This window comes from Streptomyces sp. NPDC045846 (assembly GCF_056431605.1).
In genome coordinates this window covers 309,348-324,429 of sequence record NZ_JBWKKJ010000004.1, presented here as the reverse complement: position 1 = coordinate 324,429, position 15,082 = coordinate 309,348, and the positions used below count along the sequence as shown (strand labels likewise).

At 72.0% G+C, this 15,082-nt stretch carries 15 protein-coding genes; 8 read left to right on the top strand and 7 right to left on the bottom strand.

The annotated features are described in order from the left end of the window. Positions 1-193: 193 nt before the first annotated feature. Positions 194-1,198 (bottom strand): endonuclease/exonuclease/phosphatase family protein, encoded by a 1,005-nt coding sequence (locus tag AC07F3_RS13680; RefSeq protein WP_479113617.1) that lies wholly within the window; start codon positions 1,196-1,198, stop codon positions 194-196. Positions 1,199-1,384: 186 nt separating this feature from the next. Beyond that, positions 1,385-2,275, bottom strand: coding sequence for a hypothetical protein (locus AC07F3_RS13675; protein WP_479113615.1), 891 nt, complete (start codon positions 2,273-2,275; stop codon positions 1,385-1,387). 97 nt (positions 2,276-2,372) lie between these two features. On the opposite strand from AC07F3_RS13675, the gene AC07F3_RS13670 reads away from it, so the two are divergent. From AC07F3_RS13670 to AC07F3_RS13650, 5 genes are all read left to right on the top strand, one after another. Next, the gene (locus tag AC07F3_RS13670; RefSeq protein ID WP_479113613.1) at positions 2,373-2,768 is read left to right on the top strand and encodes a hypothetical protein; all 396 of its coding nucleotides are present in this window, start codon (positions 2,373-2,375) and stop codon (positions 2,766-2,768) included. Positions 2,769-2,869: 101 nt separating this feature from the next. Next, positions 2,870-2,998 carry a DUF6126 family protein gene (locus tag AC07F3_RS13665; protein WP_329464270.1) on the top strand — a complete coding sequence of 43 codons (129 nt, stop codon included), beginning with the start codon at positions 2,870-2,872 and terminating at the stop codon, positions 2,996-2,998. Positions 2,999-3,483: 485 nt separating this feature from the next. Continuing rightward, entirely contained in the window at positions 3,484-5,610 is a 2,127-nt protein-coding gene (locus AC07F3_RS13660; protein WP_479113611.1) for an FG-GAP repeat domain-containing protein, read from the top strand. A 252-nt stretch (positions 5,611-5,862) separates the two neighbouring features. Next, positions 5,863-6,870 (top strand): tryptophan--tRNA ligase, encoded by a 1,008-nt coding sequence (gene trpS, locus AC07F3_RS13655; protein WP_479113609.1) that lies wholly within the window; start codon positions 5,863-5,865, stop codon positions 6,868-6,870. Between the two features lie 192 nt (positions 6,871-7,062). Continuing rightward, the gene (locus tag AC07F3_RS13650) at positions 7,063-7,731 is read left to right on the top strand and encodes a lytic transglycosylase domain-containing protein (RefSeq protein WP_479113607.1); all 669 of its coding nucleotides are present in this window, start codon (positions 7,063-7,065) and stop codon (positions 7,729-7,731) included. A 10-nt stretch (positions 7,732-7,741) separates the two neighbouring features. Here AC07F3_RS13650 and AC07F3_RS13645 read toward each other — a convergent pair whose 3' ends face one another. Together AC07F3_RS13645 and AC07F3_RS13640 are read right to left on the bottom strand one after the other, a co-directional pair. Beyond that, entirely contained in the window at positions 7,742-8,464 is a 723-nt protein-coding gene (locus tag AC07F3_RS13645) for a helix-turn-helix domain-containing protein (RefSeq protein ID WP_479113605.1), read from the bottom strand. A gap of 148 nt (positions 8,465-8,612) precedes the next feature. Further along, a complete protein-coding gene (locus AC07F3_RS13640) occupies positions 8,613-8,993 on the bottom strand; it encodes an SH3 domain-containing protein (protein WP_479113603.1) in 381 nt (126 codons plus the stop codon). 246 nt (positions 8,994-9,239) lie between these two features. Between AC07F3_RS13640 and AC07F3_RS13635 the strand changes: the two genes are divergently transcribed. Both AC07F3_RS13635 and AC07F3_RS13630 read left to right on the top strand, forming a co-directional pair. Continuing rightward, on the top strand, positions 9,240-10,841 hold the full coding sequence (locus AC07F3_RS13635; RefSeq protein WP_479113601.1) for an MFS transporter: 1,602 nt from the start codon (positions 9,240-9,242) through the stop codon (positions 10,839-10,841). 148 nt (positions 10,842-10,989) lie between these two features. Continuing rightward, on the top strand, positions 10,990-11,454 hold the full coding sequence (locus AC07F3_RS13630) for a hypothetical protein (protein ID WP_479113599.1): 465 nt from the start codon (positions 10,990-10,992) through the stop codon (positions 11,452-11,454). Positions 11,455-11,466: 12 nt separating this feature from the next. Here AC07F3_RS13630 and AC07F3_RS13625 read toward each other — a convergent pair whose 3' ends face one another. From AC07F3_RS13625 to AC07F3_RS13615, 3 genes are read right to left on the bottom strand one after another with little or no spacing between them, the layout of a single operon-like run. Beyond that, positions 11,467-11,703: a hypothetical protein gene (locus tag AC07F3_RS13625; protein ID WP_479113598.1), complete on the bottom strand. Its 237-nt coding sequence runs from the start codon at positions 11,701-11,703 to the stop codon at positions 11,467-11,469. Between the two features lie 23 nt (positions 11,704-11,726). Then, complete coding sequence (locus AC07F3_RS13620; protein ID WP_479113596.1) at positions 11,727-12,053, bottom strand: DUF397 domain-containing protein; 327 nt, start codon at positions 12,051-12,053, stop codon at positions 11,727-11,729. Next, the gene (locus AC07F3_RS13615) at positions 12,050-12,877 is read right to left on the bottom strand and encodes a helix-turn-helix domain-containing protein (RefSeq protein WP_479113594.1); all 828 of its coding nucleotides are present in this window, start codon (positions 12,875-12,877) and stop codon (positions 12,050-12,052) included. The genes AC07F3_RS13620 and AC07F3_RS13615 overlap by 4 nt, the downstream gene beginning before the upstream one ends. A gap of 167 nt (positions 12,878-13,044) precedes the next feature. On the opposite strand from AC07F3_RS13615, the gene AC07F3_RS13610 reads away from it, so the two are divergent. Beyond that, a complete protein-coding gene (locus tag AC07F3_RS13610) occupies positions 13,045-14,976 on the top strand; it encodes an APC family permease (protein WP_479113592.1) in 1,932 nt (643 codons plus the stop codon). Positions 14,977-15,082 lie beyond the last annotated feature (106 nt).

The following is a 15,082-nucleotide window of genomic DNA, read 5'->3' as shown; positions in this document are numbered from 1 at the left end:
GTCCACAGCCTGTGGATAATTTTTACGGATTCGATCGTTCCGGGCGTGTGACCGCGTCCGAACGCGATCGGCTCGGGCGCGTGGCCGTTTCCGAAGGTGACCGGTCCGGGCGCGCGGCCGTTTCCGGATCATCCCTGAAGTCCCCGGGCCGCCCGGTGAGGAACGTCCTGCCGCGCGCGCCGCCCGCGCGGTCCTAACCGGCGTACAGTCCGAGCCCGACCAGGAGGGCGCGGTGGTCGGTGTCGCGCAGCTTCAGGAAGCGGGCGGACGTCACCTTGAAGTGGCCGCTCACCAGGACGTGGTCGATCTGGGTGCGCAGCGGTGTGGTGCGGTCGGCGGGCCAGGAGTAGGTGTGCGACTGGCCGGTGAGGCGGGCGCTGTCGTGCAGCGCGCCCGCGTCCAGCACCGAGCGGAACAGGGCGTGGTCCTGCGTGGCGTTGAAGTCCCCGGCCAGGATCACCGGCTGCCCCTTGGCCGACCGCGCGAACTCCCTTACCCGGCCCAGCTCTTGATGCCATTTCCCCTCGTCGCCGGGGAGCGGCGGCGAGGGGTGCGCGAGCTGGAGGCGGACCTCGCGCCCGCCGATGGTGGCCACCGCGCCCGGCATCGCCATCACCGACTCGATGGGCTCGGCGGGCTTGAGCGGGAACCGGCTGAGGATCGCGGAGCCGGCCGAGCCGTCCTCGCGCACCACGTCGCGGTACGGGTAGTCGGCCTCGGGCAGGTCGGCGGCGAGCGCGTCGGAGCAGCGGAAGCCGCACTCCTCGACGAACACGAGGTCGGGCTTCTCGCGCCGGACGGTGGCGATCAGATCGTCCGTCGCCCACCCGAACTCGGTGTTGGACGTGAGGACTTTGAGCTCCGCCAGGACCGGCCCCTTCGGGCGGGTCGTGTCATCGCCGTACGGCTGGGTGTACCAGCCGGTGACCGCGAGCACCGCGACGCCCCACACCATCCCGGTGCGCCACCGCCCCAGCGCCGCGAGCGCGAGCCCCGCGCCGCCCGGCACGAGCAGCCAGGGCAGGAAGGCGAGGGCCTGCGGCACGGGCGTGACCCCGTCCGAGTCGGCGGCCCGGCACCCCACCACCGCGCTGACCCCGGCCAGCAGCACCGCCCCGGCCAGCGCGGACACCACCCGCCAGGGGTGGCGGCGGCGTACGGTCGCGGTCGCCCGGCCCGGCATGGTTCCGGTGCCCATGGTGTCCAAGGCGGTCCGCCTTCCGCTGGCTGGTCACGGCGCTCGCATCCTCCCTCAAGGACGGCCCCGCGCCGGGCAGGGTTGTTCAAGCCTTTGCCCGCGCCGAGGCGGTCGGCGCCGAGCGGCTCGGCATCGCGGTGACACCCCGGACCGCGTGCACGGTGGGCGGCCGGGTGCCCGACGCGGTCAGGGCCGGCCTGGCGACCCCGCCGGTACCGGTCCCGGCCCCGCCCCTTCGCCGCCCGGCCGCTCCCTTTTCCACAGCCGCCCCGCGAGCCACGCCGCCAGCGCCAGCGCCAGCCCGAACGCGAGCACTCCCCACGCCGCCGTGCTGAGGAAGTCGGTGAGCGCGTCGTAGACCGCCCCCGCCGCGGAGGGATCGGAGTCCGCGGGCAGCCCGTCGAGCGTGAGCGATCGGCCGACGGCGACCAGCACGCGCAGGGCCGCGGCCCCCACGGCAAGCCCGATCCCCACCCCGATGAGGGCGCGGCGGCGGCGTACCGCGACGAGCACCGCCGACCCCGCCGCCGCCACACAGGCGACCGCGCCCCAGACGCCGATGCGCTGGAGCCACCGGAACACGGTGCGGACCGGGCCCAGTTTCGTCGACTCGACGACGGTCAGGTCGGTCTTCTCCACGGGAATCTCGTTCGCGAACGGCACGCCCTGTGCCTCCAGTTCGGTCTTGATCTGCTGGATCGCCGGGGCCAGGTCGATGCGCACGTCGTTGCCGCCGCCGTTCTCGGTCAGCGCGGCCACGACGCTCGCGTGGGCGGCCCGGTTGGCGGTGTCCCACACGCTCCGGAAGGCGGAGGTGGTGGTGAAGGACCGCACGGCCCCGCCGATCAGCGAGGCCACCGAGGCCTGGAGCGGCCCCACGTCGATGTTCTTCATGATCGCGTCGGTGGCCTTGGCGGCCACCTCGTCGCGCACGGCCCCGTTCCCGGCGAGCGGCGCCATCGTGGCCACGTACCGGTCGCTGTCGGCGATCTCCGTCTTCGCCCAGGCGGCGATCGCGCCGAGCGGCACCAGGACGGCCGCGAGCACGATCAGCACCGCCGACAGGAAGCTGCGCACCCGTCCACGAAATCCCGGGTTGCCCATCGGCGCGCGCGGGTGTGGGCTATATGGGGGACGCGCACACGTGCCCCGGGCAAGCGGAAGGAGTGCCGCCATGGCCGCACACGCTTCGGTACCCGCCCCGAGCCGCCGCACGGCTCACCACCCGAGCAGGACCGTCCTCGCGGTCCCCGTCGTCCTGGGGGTGGTGTACGGGCTCTACGCCGCGGCCATCCTGCGCGGCGGCGGCGCGCTCACCGGCGGCCAGATCGTCCTCGGCGTCGTGTCGGGCCTGGTCCTGATGGCCCTCGGCGCCGGTCTCCTCAGCATCCAGTCCGCCCTGCCCCGTGAGCTGCGCGCGGCGGCGTACGGGACGCTGTTCGGCAGCGGGATGGGCTTCCTGTACAGCCTGGCCGGGCACAGCGTGTTCCGGTCGTCCGGGATGGGTGCGATCTTCGGCGGCGCGATGTTCCTGGCGTCGTTCTACGTGTTCTACACCCACGAGGACTGACCCCGGCCGCGCCCCCGCCCCCTCCCGGCACCGGCTCCCTCGACACCGGCCCCTCGGCCCCGTCCCCGTACCCTGGACGGGACCAAGGAGGCGGGTGGCCGGTGGCCGACAGCGAGAAGAGCCAGGAGCGCGGCATCGCGCTGCGCGCGGGCTTCTACATCTTCGGCACCCATGTCTTCGCCGGTTTCGTGTGGCTCCTGTTCTACGTGGGAAGCCACGCACACAAGTAGCCCCGGGCCCTGTGGGTGCCGCGCCCGCACATACCGCCGAGTCCCGTGGGTTCGCACCCCACATACCGCCGCACCCCAAGTGGGCCCGGGCCCTGTGGGTGCCGCACACAAGTAGCGCCGGGCCCTGTGTGGGCAGTCCGCGCCCGCAAGTAGCGCCGCGCCCTGTGGGTGCCGCACCCATAAGCGGTGCCGGGCCCCGTGGGCCAGCCGCACCCGCCCGACGCGGTCGTCGCCCCGGTGTGCTCCCGCCCGCATGAGGCGAGCCGCCACCGGGCACCAACCCAGTGTCCTCGCCGGGGAGTTCGGGATTCCGCGTCCGCTGTTAACCTCCCGGCTACTCGCATGCTGGGCCCGAGCCGGGCAGCTTTCCTATCCTCGCGCGGCATGCACGCGCGGCTTCGCGTACCCCGCATGCTTCCCACGCATGAGGCGGAGTACTTGTGGCAGAGAACAGGAACGGCCGACGGAGCACGCTGCTGAGCCGGGTGTTAATACCCGCGCTGACGTCCGCACTCGCGCTCGGCGCCCTCGGCGCGACGGGTGCCGAGGCCAGGCCGGGGCCCGCCCCGGCCGTCCAGACCGACCAGTGGGGCGCGCCGTACGCGCTCACCGACGGTACGACGATCCAGACGCTGATCGACACCAGAACGGCCAAGGACGGCACGGTCGTCGCCCTGTGGTCCAGACTCGCCGCGAACAGGTCGCAGCGCGATCTGCTGGTGGCCGTGCGAGCGGCGGGGACGACGAAGTGGGGGCCGGTGAAGACGCTGGCGAGCTCCACCTACGACACCTCCTCACCGGTCGACGCGCGCCTCCTGGCGGCCCCGGACGGTTCGGTGACCGTCGCCTGGGTCGACGTGGCCGCGACCGGTGCGGTGCTGCGCACCTCGGCGCTGTCCGCCGGGGCCACGTCCTGGTCGGCGCCGGTGCAGATAGCCGCGGCCGACCGCATCCAGGACATCCGGCTCGCGGGCACCCCCTCGGGCCGCACGGTCGTGGTGTGGGCGCACAGCGTCGACCCGCGGTACGAGGTGTACGCGGCCGAGCGCACCGGGGTGTCGGGCGCCTGGTCGGCGCCGGCCCGGCTCGACAACACCGCGGCCGGGGCGCAGGACGCCTACCCCCAGGTCGCGGTCGCCGCGGACGGCTCGGTGTCGGTGGTGTGGACGGAGTACGGGTCCGCGGGCGCCGCCTTCAAGTCCGCCGAGCAGGGGGCGTCGGCCACCGCCTGGAGCGCCCCGCACGACACCTTCGGTCAGCCGGTTGCGGCCGGTGAGGCACGGCTCGTGGCGGCCCCGGGCGGCGCGCTCGCGCTGACCTGGCTCGCGGGCGGCGCGCTCAACTACGCGCAGAGACCGGCCGCGAGCGGCGGTTGGGGGCCGGTCGAGACGGCGGCCAGGACCGACAGCTTCGGCGACGCCGTGCCGTCCGCGCTGACCAGCCCGGACGGTGACGTCACGCTGGTGTGGTCCGACTACCAGTCCGGCACGGACGGCTTCTGGATCCGCACCACGACCCGGGCCGCCGCCACCGGCGCCTGGGCGCCCGCGCAGACCCTGTCCACCCAGTACGCGGGCATGACCGGGTTCGGCGCGGACATCGCCGCCGACGGCACCGTGCAGGCGGGCTGGAGCCAGCCCGCCGACGACGGCAACTCCAACCGCTTCGTGGTGGCCTCCCGCATGGGCGGCGTCTGGAGCACACCCAAGGAACTCAGCTCCAACACCTCCGGCTACGCGCGCGGCGGCATGTCCGTGGGCGGCCCCGACAGCCGCCCGACCGCCCTGTGGGAGGACCCCACCGGCACGTACACGAGCCGTCTGATGACCGCCACCACCGCCCCGGGACCCGCGACCTGGCGGGACTACAACGGTGACGGCAGGGGCGACCTCCTCGCCCTCACCCCGGGCGGCACCCTCACCATCCGCACCGGCAACGGCAGCGGCGACGTCACCCCCGGCCCCTCGGCGCCGGGCTGGCCCACCTCCGCCCGCTACGTCCCGGCGGGCGACCTCACCAACGACGGCAACAACGACCTCCTCGTACGGGACGCCTCCGGGCAGCTGACCCGCTACGACGGCGCCGTGAACAAGCCGTTCGCGCCGGGCGGGCCGCACCTCGGGCTCGGCGGCGGCTGGAACGCGTACGACCAGCTCACCGTCCCCGGCGACCTGACCGGCGACGGCCGCCCCGACCTGATCGCCCGCACGGCCTCGGGCGACCTGTACATGTACGCCGACAACGGCGCGGGCCAGTTCCGGGACCCGGTCAGGATCGGGTTCGGCTGGGGGATCTACGACACCGTGATCGGGGCCGGTGACCTCAACGGCGACGGCTACGGCGACCTGCTCGCCCGGGACACCGCCGGGGTGCTGTGGCGCTACGACGGCAACGGCCAGGGCACCTTCGGCGACCGGGTCCGCCTGGGCGCGGGCTGGGGGATCTACAACGCGCTCGCCGGGGTCGGCGACATCACCGGCGACGGCAAGTCCGACCTGGTGGCCCGCGACACCGACGGCGTCCTGTGGCGCTACCCCGGCAACGGCGCCGGCGCGTACACCGACCGCGTGCGGATCGGAGGCGGCTGGCAGATGTACCAGGGCCTGTACTGATCCGGACCGGTGCGGCGCGTGTCCAAAGACCCTGGGCGCGCGCCGCGGCGCCGGGCTACAGTGGCTCCATGTCGTCCGCGTCGCAGTGTCCCTCTCAGCTCTGCTGGTGGCGCTCCTCCTAGGAGCGGCCACGACTCACGCGCGACATCAGCGGGCCGTTCGCATCGGACGGCCCCTTTTTGTTGCCCTCGCTGGATTCCGCAGTGGGCGCCGTCCGGGCCCGCCCCGTCCACTGCCCACGAGGAGCCCATCATGACCAGCACGATCACCCGGACCACGCCCGCCCCCGCCACCACGAAGGCCGACCGCATCCTGACCGGCGACCGGCCCACCGGCCCCCTCCACCTCGGCCACTACTTCGGCACGCTCCAGAACCGGGTCCGGCTCCAGAACGAGGGGGTGGACCTCTTCCTCGTCATCCCGGACTACCAGGTGCTCACGGACCGGGACGTGGCCGACCGGCTCTCCGAGGCCGTCGAGGGCCTGGTGCTCGACCACCTCGGAGCGGGCGTCGACCCCTCCCGCGCGACGATCTTCACGCACAGCGCGGTCCCGGCGCTCAACCAGCTCCTCCTGCCCTTCCTGAGCCTGGTCTCGGTGGCCGAACTCAGCCGCAACCCCACCGTCAAGGACGAGATCGCCCACTCCCGCCAGGCGGCCGTGTCGGGCCTGATGTTCACCTATCCCGCCCACCAGGCCGCCGACATCCTGTTCTGCAAGGCGACCCTCGTCCCGGTCGGCAAGGACCAGGAGCCGCACCTGGAGCTGACCCGCACCATCGCGCGCCGCTTCAACGAGCGCTACGGCCCGGTCTTCCCCGAGCCGCGCACCCTGCTCTCGCAGGCGCCGCTCCTGCTCGGCACCGACGGCGGCAAGATGAGCAAGAGCCGGGGCAACTCCATCGCGCTGAGGGCGAGTTCGGACGAGACGGCCCGGCTGATCCGGGGCGCGAAGACGGACGCGACCCGGCTGATCTCCTACGACCCGGAACACCGCCCCGAGGCGCTCTGCCAGGGCCGCGACCCGCACGAGGTGGCCGCCGGGATCGGCGACGGCGGCTCGGCCGCGCTCAAGGCGGTGGTCACCGAGGCCGTCAACGACCACTTCGCCCCGCTGCGCGCACGCCGCGCCGAGTACGCCCAGGACATGGGCTACGTACGGGAGTTGATCAAGCAGGGCAACGCGAGGGCGAACGCGGTGGCCGAGGCCACCCTCGACGAGGTGCGGCAGGCGATGGGCACGTTCCGCACGGCGGCCTGAGATCCCGGCGGGACCTACGCCGGGGAGCGGACGGCTCGGTGCGGGAGTGGGCCCGCACGGCCGCGGTCATCGCGGACCTCAGGGCCCGCCGGGTGCGCAAAAACGCGGTCCTGACGCTTCGCCGACGCTGTGGGAGAGGAGCTTTCCTAGACTGGGCGGCGACGGGACCCGGACCGGACGGACAGGGCGGCGATGGCTGAACAGCGCAGGCGGGGAGGGCGTGCTCGATGGCTGGTGCTGCCGGTGGTCGCGCTGGTCGCGTGGGGATGTGTGCGGGGCGGCGGCTCGTCGCCGGACGGAGGGAGCCCGCAACACTCCGCGAAGCCCGGCGCCTCCACCTCGCCCGCGCCGTCCGCGACTCCCTCGAAGAGCGGCACGTACGACCCCGCCGACTACGCGCCGCAGGTGCGTACGTACGCGAAGAAGGCCGGGGTCGGCGCGCAGCTCCTGATGGCGATCCTCTACAACGAGGACTACAAGCCGCACGATCCGGCCTTCGAGCGGAGCTGGCAGAAGTACAAGCCGGACGCGGCCTTCGGCATCGCGAACATGCACCGGGCCGCCTTCGACCAGACCAAGCGGGGGCGGGACTTCGCGGGGCGCTCGTGGGAGGAGCTCCCCGACGACCGCGCGCTCGCGGTGGAGGCGGCGGCCTGGTATCTGCACGACATGTCCGCCGAGCTGCCCGCGCACTGGGCGGGCCCGTACACGCGGGAGGAGCTGATGGCGCTCGGGTACAACGCGGGCGGCGGCAACATGGCGGCGTTCGCGCGCGGGGCGAAGATGGGCAGCCAGGCGTCGGACTACCTGACGCGGCTGCGGGACAACTGGAAGAAGGCCGGGGCGGCGGTCGCGGGCTGAACCGGTGGCGCTAGCCGGGCGGCACGTCGCCCGTGCACAGCATCTTGTGGCTGACCTCGGCGCAGGCCTCGGCCTGCCGGGGGTCGGGGGCCACCAGCATGGGGCTCTCGGTGTCGGCGCCGGTCGAGCTGTTGCGCACCTCGGACCAGATGGTGTCGCAGGACGGGCTGTAGCGGAGCTTCACCGCGTACGAGGCCGTGGTCAGGGCGCTCTGGGTGCGGGCGTCGGTGCGGCAGGGAGAGGCGGCCGGGTCGTCGCCCTGGCAGCTGGCACCCCGGCAGGCGGGCGGCGCGGGCGCGGCGGGGGTCGCCTGGGGCGGGTGCGGGAGCGCGGCCCAGGCGGCGCTTCCCACCAGGGCGAGGGCCGCGGCGACGGTCACCGTGCGCCGGTGCGGGCGGCGGCCGGGCGGCTCGCAGGCGGGCCCGGCCGGGGGTACGGGTGGCGGCGCCTGGGGTGGGGCCGCGGGCTCGGGGGGCCGTACCGCGCGGTCCCAGAGTTCCAGGAGCCGGGCGTGGTGCTCGGCGCCGCCGAGGGCGCCGAAGGCGTCGACCGCGTCACGCGGCGGGAGGTTGTCGCCGTTGAGATAGCGGTGCCAGGCCGACTTGCTGTACGCGGTGCGGGTGGAGAGACCGGCCAGGCTCAGCCCGGAGGCCTGTTTGAGATGCCGCAACTCCTCGATCAGCAGCCTCAGTTCGGGTCGGGTCGACTCGGGCAGCTGTCGCCATTGGGCCACGCGGTCCCTCCCATAAGTCCACAAAGTCCCGTTCAGGGGCCATCTGTACCCCAGCGGGGCCGGAGCCAAGCTCCGGCCCCTGGGGCGAACGGGCGAAGTTGTGGACCGGGGCCCCGACCGACCGTCCCCGAGGGTCAGGGCCGCGGGCTCAGCACCACGGCACGGAGGATCCGGCCGAGACCCGTACGTAGTGGGCGGAGACGTAACGGCTCTGGTGTCCGGCCAGGCGGTACCAGACCCGGTTGCCGTGCACCGAGCCGCCGCTCGTCTTGCAGACCAGCCACACCTGGCGTCCCGAGCGCAGGGTGCCGGTGGTCCGGTAGGTGACGCCGGCGCCGCTGCGGACGTGCAGCAGACGGCCGTGCCCGGTGACCACGACGCCCTGCGCGTGAATCCGGTGGTGGTGGGCGGTGGCCACGGTGGCCTTCGCGGGAGCGGCGGTGGCGGTCGCCGCCATCGCGGTGGCCGGGACCAGGGCGAGCAGGGCGGCGACGGCGACGACGGCGCTTCGCACGGTGCTTCGGTTCATGTGTGTCTTCTCCAAGGTGCGGGGTCCCCGAGTAAGTGACCCTGTGTCAGCAACTGTCTCCGGAGCGCGACCCGCCCAAGCGTCCCAGCCGTGCCTGGGACGAACGGGGACGGGGCCGCCGGGGCGCGGACCGGTGCCTGAGCCGCGCACCGCCCCCGGCGTTCACTCGCGTGGCGGAACCCCCGGGCCTCACTTAGCGTGAGGAAGGGGCGATCACCACCGGGAGATCACCGAGGAGACCGGCACATGGGCCGTCACACCAAGGACTCTGTCGAGGTAGGTCGCGCCGAGCGCATAGCGGCCGCGACCGAGGAGCTTTCCACCGACCGGCCGCCGCTGCGCACCCCGCCACCGGCCGCCGCGTACGCGGGCGAGGGAGTGCCGCCGCCGCAGCACACCGGGGCCCGGCACGAACACCGCTGGCTGGTCCTCGGCGTCATCGCGCTCGCCCAGCTCATGGTCGTGCTCGACGCGACCATCGTGAACATCGCGCTGCCCTCCGCGCAGCGCGATCTCGGCTTCAGCGACGGAAACCGCCAGTGGATCGTCACGGCGTACGCGCTGGCCTTCGGCTCGCTGCTGCTGCTCGGCGGCCGCATCGCCGACCTCGTCGGACGCAAGGTCGTCTTCCTGACCGGCCTGGTCGGCTTCGCGGTGGCCTCCGCGATCGGCGGCGCCGCGCCCAACTTCGAGGTGCTCGTCACCGCCCGGGCGCTCCAGGGCGTGTTCGGCGCGCTGCTCGCGCCCGCCGCGCTCTCGCTGCTCACCACCACGTTCACCGACCCCAAGGAACGCGCCAAGGCGTTCGGCATCTACGGCGCGGTCGCGGGCACCGGCGGCGCGGTGGGCCTGCTGCTCGGCGGTCTGCTCACCGAGTATCTCGACTGGCGCTGGTGCCTGTACGTCAACCTCCTCTTCGCGGCCCTCGCCTTCCTCGGCGCCCTGCGACTGCTGCACCCCGGCGCCCCCCTGGACCGCCCCAAGCTGGACATCCCCGGCACCGTGCTGGTGTCGGCCGGTCTTTTCTGCATCGTGTACGGCTTCTCCAACGCCGAGACGCACGCGTGGAGCTCCGCGCAGACGTGGGGGTTCCTCGCGGCGGGCGGCGTGCTGCTGATCGCGTTCGCCGCCTGGCAGACGCGGGCGAAGCATCCGCTGCTGCCGCTGCGCGTCGTCCTGGACCGGGACCGGGGCGCGTCCTACCTCGCCATGTTCATCTCCGGAGCGGGCATGTTCGGCGTGTTCCTGTTCCTGACGTACTACCTCCAGCAGATCCTGCGGTACTCCCCGGTCAAGACCGGGCTCGCCTTCCTGCCGATGGTGTTCGCGATGATCGTGAGCTCGGTCGTCGCGCAGAACAAGCTGGTCCCCAGGCTGGGCGCGAAGCCGATCGTGCCCCTTGGCATGGGACTCGGCGCGGCGGGGCTCGCCTGGATGACCGCGCTGGACGCGACGAGCGGATACGCCGCCCATGTCCTGCCCCCGCTGCTCGTGATGGGCGTCGGCATGGGCCTGATCTTCGCGCCCGCGATGAGCATGGCCACGGCGGGGGTCGCCGCGCACGACGCGGGTGTCGCCTCCGCGATGGTCAACACCAGCCAGCAGGTGGGCGGTTCGATCGGCACGGCCCTCCTGAACACCCTCGCGACGAGCGCCGCCACCAGCTACCTGGTGGGCCGCCAGCCCACCCCCGCGGCCCGCGTCCAGGCCCAACTGCACAGCTACTCGACGGCGTACTGGTGGTCGGCCGCGTTCTTCGCCCTGGGCCTCCTGGTCTCGGTCACCCTCTACCGCAAGGGCCCGCCCCGACCGGCGGTGGGACCCACGGAGGGGCCTGTCCACATGTGAGGCGGGGTCAGGGCGTGGGCGGCCAGGACATTTGTCCTGCGGCACTCGGGACGCTTCACTCTGCCGAGCACCCCCTCCCCGGCGGGAGTATCAGTGGTGTCGGCAAGGGCCGGCGGGGTCGCTGGGAAATCAGGGTGAGGGGAACGTCATGAGTGCCACGGTCGCGATGGAGATGCCGGTTCAGATCGACACCGAGGTCGAGAGCAAGGCTGCTGAGGTTGTGGTCCCCCAGGGGCTGCCCACCTGGTACTTCCCGCTGGTGGGCCTCTTCGCAGGGATCTTCGACATCGCCCGTGCCTACCCGGTCCTGTACGCGCTGGTCCCGGTCGTCGCCATCGTCCAGATCGTGCTCGCCTTCACCGTTCTCAAGGCCCGCATCCGCGCGATGAAGGCGCTCTGGAAGAACAAGCGCACCCGCTTCCTCGCGCTCGGCCTGGTCGCCTTCCGCTTCGTCGTCCGCTACGGACTCGGCATCGCGGGCCTCGCCCTCGGCGCGGCCACCGGACGCCTCACCCTCGGCATCGTCATGGCCGTCATCGGCACCGCCATGGCCTGGGGCGACCAGTGGCTCATCCTCCGCACCCTCCGCCACGCCCAGCTCAAGACGGCCTGACCCCCGCCGGGGCTACTTCCCCGGCGCCAGGATCCCCCGGTTCTCCAGGAACATCAGCACGTGCCCGCACTCGCGGCAGGCCAGCGCCACCAGATAGCTCTTGCTCGCGAACATCTTCTCCGGCCGGTAGAACCTGGCCACGAGATACGAACTCGCGGAGTGGGTGGTGCTCAGCTCGACGGTCTCAAGCCCCCCTTGGCACAGGGGACATGACTGCGGCGGCACGGGCTGGAGATGGGGAAGCGCCATGCGGGAATCCTAAGGACCGCCCCTCAGGAAGCCCTGACCTCCCCCACGAACCGGGCCCACGCCACGGTCCCCACCAGCAGGACGGGCCCACCCGGGTTCTTGCTGTCCCGCACCGGAACAACCTCCCCGAACCCATCAGCCACCTCGACGCAGTCCCCGCCCTCGTCATTGCTGTACGAGGACTTACGCCAAGCGCCTTCGGCGACCTCCACGCAATTGCCGCCGTCCGCATTGCTGTAGGACGACCTGCGCCATGCGCCCTCCGCCACTTCCAGGCAGTCGCCGCCCTCCTCATTGCTGTAGGAGGACTTCCGCCAGGAAGCAGTTGCCAAGGAGCGCGTTATGTTCATGGTGCGTAGTCCTCCATCGCCGCCCGGATCAAGGACAGGGACGCCGTCGGCGACAATGCGACGGCCCTGGCGAGATCGTAGGCTTTGATGTAACTCGCCACCAGGGCTGGGGTGTCCAACAGCTGGCCCGAATGCGCTGCTTCAAGGTAGATGGCAGGCGGAGCATCCGTGAAGGTCATCACCTTGACCGATGCGTGCATGAGGGGGAGCGGCCCCGCAGCGAAGGGCAGCAGCTGAACAACAACAGTGCCGCTGTCCACCAACTTGCAGATGTGGGCGAGCTGTTCCCGCATAACCTCAGGCCCGCCCACCGGAATCCTGAGTGCAGACTCGTGCAGAATGCACCACAGCTCAGGCGCAGTTGGGCCATCGAGCAGCTTGGCCCGTTCCGTTCGGGTCGAGACGTTGAGCTCGATGTCTTCGTCGGAGGCGAAGGGGCGCCCCGCACGGGTCAGGGCGCGGGTGTACGCGGGGGTCTGTAGGAGGCCCGGCACCACCATGGGCGTCCAGTGGAAGATCGCGGAGGCCATCGCCTCAAGCTCGGCCGCCAGGCGGAAGTACTCCGCGTGCTGTGAGGCCTGTTCCATCGCCTCGCACATGCGGGTCAGGATGCCGTCGGTGTGCAGCGCGGCGTCGAGGAGCTTGGCCATCTCCTTGGTCGGGCGGCGGGTCGCGGCCTCCATCTGGCCGATGTACGTGCCCGAGCAGAAGACGAGCGCGCCGAGCTCCTCCTGGGAGAGCCCCGCCGCCTCCCGCTTGCGGCGCAGTTCGGTGCCGTAAAAGGCGCGGGGTGAGTCCCACGGGTTGAGGTCCTTGGGTCGCATACGCAACTCCCTTGTGCAGCACAGCTGTTGGACGAATCAGGCGTACTGCTCACCGAGGATAGCTGCGTACAGTCACGCCACGCGCACGGAATGTGAAATCACCCGTATGGCGCCAGTCGGTGCGGCAAACCATTACATATGCCGCACTCCGGCTACTTTCCTCAGTTATGGGAGTTTCGAGTTCCGTGAAGCGGATGCTGGTCGGGCGGCCGCTGGACACCAGCAGGCTCGGTGAGACGCTGCTGCCCAAGCGGCTCGCGCTGCCGATCTTCTGTAGCGACCCGCTCTCCTCGGTCGCGTACGCCACCGAGGAGATCCTGCTGATCCTCGCGCTCGGCGGGGCCTCCCTGCTGCACCTGACCTGGTACGCGGCGGCGGCCATCGTCTTCCTGCTCGTGGTCGTGGTGGCGTCCTACCGGCAGACCTGTTACGCCTATCCGGGCGGGGGCGGCGCCTACATCGTCAGTGCCGAGAACCTCGGGCCCACGGCCGCGCTCACCGCGGCCAGCGCGCTGCTCGTCGACTACGTCCTGACCGTGGCCGTGTCCGTGGTCTCCGGCGTCGCGGCCATCACGTCCGCGATCCCGTCCCTCGCGGACCACCAAGTCGCCCTGTCCGTCGCCTTCGTGGTGGTGCTCACCGTCATGAACCTGCGCGGTGTGCGCGAGTCCGGGCGGGTCTTCGCGATCCCCACGTACGGCTTCGTGTTCGTGATCTACGTGATGTTCGTGTTCGCCGCGGTGCGGCTCGCCACCGGTGCCACGATCCGGGCCGAGTCCGCGGCGCTGCCGATCCAGGCGGCGGGGACGTACGCCGGGATCGCCGTGGTGCTGCTGGCGATGCGTGCCTTCGCCTCCGGGTGTACGGCGCTGACGGGTGTGGAGGCGATCAGCAACGGCGTACCGGCGTTCCAGAAGCCGAAGAGCCGCAACGCCGCCAACACCCTCGCGGCGATGGGCCTGTTGTCGGTCACCATGTTCGCCGGGATCACCGCGCTCGCCATGGTCTATCAGGTCCATGTGGCCGCCGATCCAACGGAGTTGGGGCTGCCCGCGGGTACGGCGACGTCCACCGCGCTCGCGCAGATCGCGCGGGCCACGTTCGGGCACGTGGACATCATGTTCTACCTGGTGCAGGCCTTCACGGCGGGCGTGCTGGTGCTGGCCGCCAACACCGCGTTCAACGGCTTCCCGATGCTCGCCTCGATCCTCGCCCGGGACCGGTACGCGCCGCGCCAGCTCTACAACCGGGGCGACCGGCTCGTCTACTCCAACGGTGTCGTGCTGCTCGCGCTCGCCGCGATCGCGCTGATCGTCGCCTTCGACGCGCAGCTGACCCGGCTGATCCAGCTCTACATCATCGGCGTCTTCGTCTCGTTCACGCTGTCCCAGGCGGGGATGGTCAAGCACTGGCGCAAGGAGCTCGCCACGCCGGAGGGCCGGGAGAGGCGGCGGCACATCCACCGCTCGCTCGCCATCAACGCGGTCGGCGCGACCCTGACCGGGCTCGTCCTGATCATCGTCCTGATCACCAAGTTCACCCACGGAGCCTGGCTGGTCATCATCGCGATGCCGCTCCTGTTCTTCGGGATGAAGGGCGTACGGCGCCACTACGAGCAGGTCGCGCGGGAGGTCGCCGTCGAGCCCGACGCCAAGCCGCGCCGGCCCGCGCGCCACCACGCGTTCGTGCTGGTCTCCAGCGTGCAGGCACCCACCCTGAAGGCGATCGGCTTCGCCCAGGCGCTGCGGCCCGACACACTGACCGCGCTCTCCGCCGCCGCCGACGAGGACGCGGACCGGCTGCGCGAACGGTGGGCCGCGTACGACCTGGGCGTACCGCTGACGGTCATCAACTCGCCCTACCGGGAGGTCGTCGGCCCGGTCCTCGCCCATGTGAAGGAGACGGCGGACTCCGATCCAAGCGCGATGGTGTCGGTGGTCATCCCCGAGTACATCGTGGGCCACTGGTGGGAGCAGCCGCTGCACAACCAGAACGCGCTCCGGCTCAAGGCCCGGCTGCTGTTCATGTCCGGGGTGACCGTCATCGACGTGCCCTACCGGCTCCAGTCGGCGCGCAAGGGCGAGCCCGTGAAGCGGTGAGGCGCCGGGGGTGCTCCGTGATACCTGACGCAGGTCGCGCGGGGTACCCGTAGTACTCGGGAGCCACCCCCTAGCTCCGGGGGCCTACTCGCCAAGTGGGCTCTCC

Coding starts and splice junctions, on each gene's coding strand:
- AC07F3_RS13650 (WP_479113607.1), top strand. CDS start 7,063: ATGGCTGAACAGCGCAGGCGGGGAGGGCGTGCTCGATGGCTGGTGCTG.
- AC07F3_RS13640 (WP_479113603.1), bottom strand. CDS start 8,993: ATGAACCGAAGCACCGTGCGAAGCGCCGTCGTCGCCGTCGCCGCCCTG.
- AC07F3_RS13630 (WP_479113599.1), top strand. CDS start 10,990: ATGAGTGCCACGGTCGCGATGGAGATGCCGGTTCAGATCGACACCGAG.
- AC07F3_RS13610 (WP_479113592.1), top strand. CDS start 13,045: ATGGGAGTTTCGAGTTCCGTGAAGCGGATGCTGGTCGGGCGGCCGCTG.
- AC07F3_RS13625 (WP_479113598.1), bottom strand. CDS start 11,703: ATGGCGCTTCCCCATCTCCAGCCCGTGCCGCCGCAGTCATGTCCCCTG.
- trpS (WP_479113609.1), top strand. CDS start 5,863: ATGACCAGCACGATCACCCGGACCACGCCCGCCCCCGCCACCACGAAG.
- AC07F3_RS13620 (WP_479113596.1), bottom strand. CDS start 12,053: ATGAACATAACGCGCTCCTTGGCAACTGCTTCCTGGCGGAAGTCCTCC.
- AC07F3_RS13615 (WP_479113594.1), bottom strand. CDS start 12,877: ATGCGACCCAAGGACCTCAACCCGTGGGACTCACCCCGCGCCTTTTAC.
- AC07F3_RS13670 (WP_479113613.1), top strand. CDS start 2,373: ATGGCCGCACACGCTTCGGTACCCGCCCCGAGCCGCCGCACGGCTCAC.
- AC07F3_RS13635 (WP_479113601.1), top strand. CDS start 9,240: ATGGGCCGTCACACCAAGGACTCTGTCGAGGTAGGTCGCGCCGAGCGC.
- AC07F3_RS13680 (WP_479113617.1), bottom strand. CDS start 1,198: ATGGGCACCGGAACCATGCCGGGCCGGGCGACCGCGACCGTACGCCGC.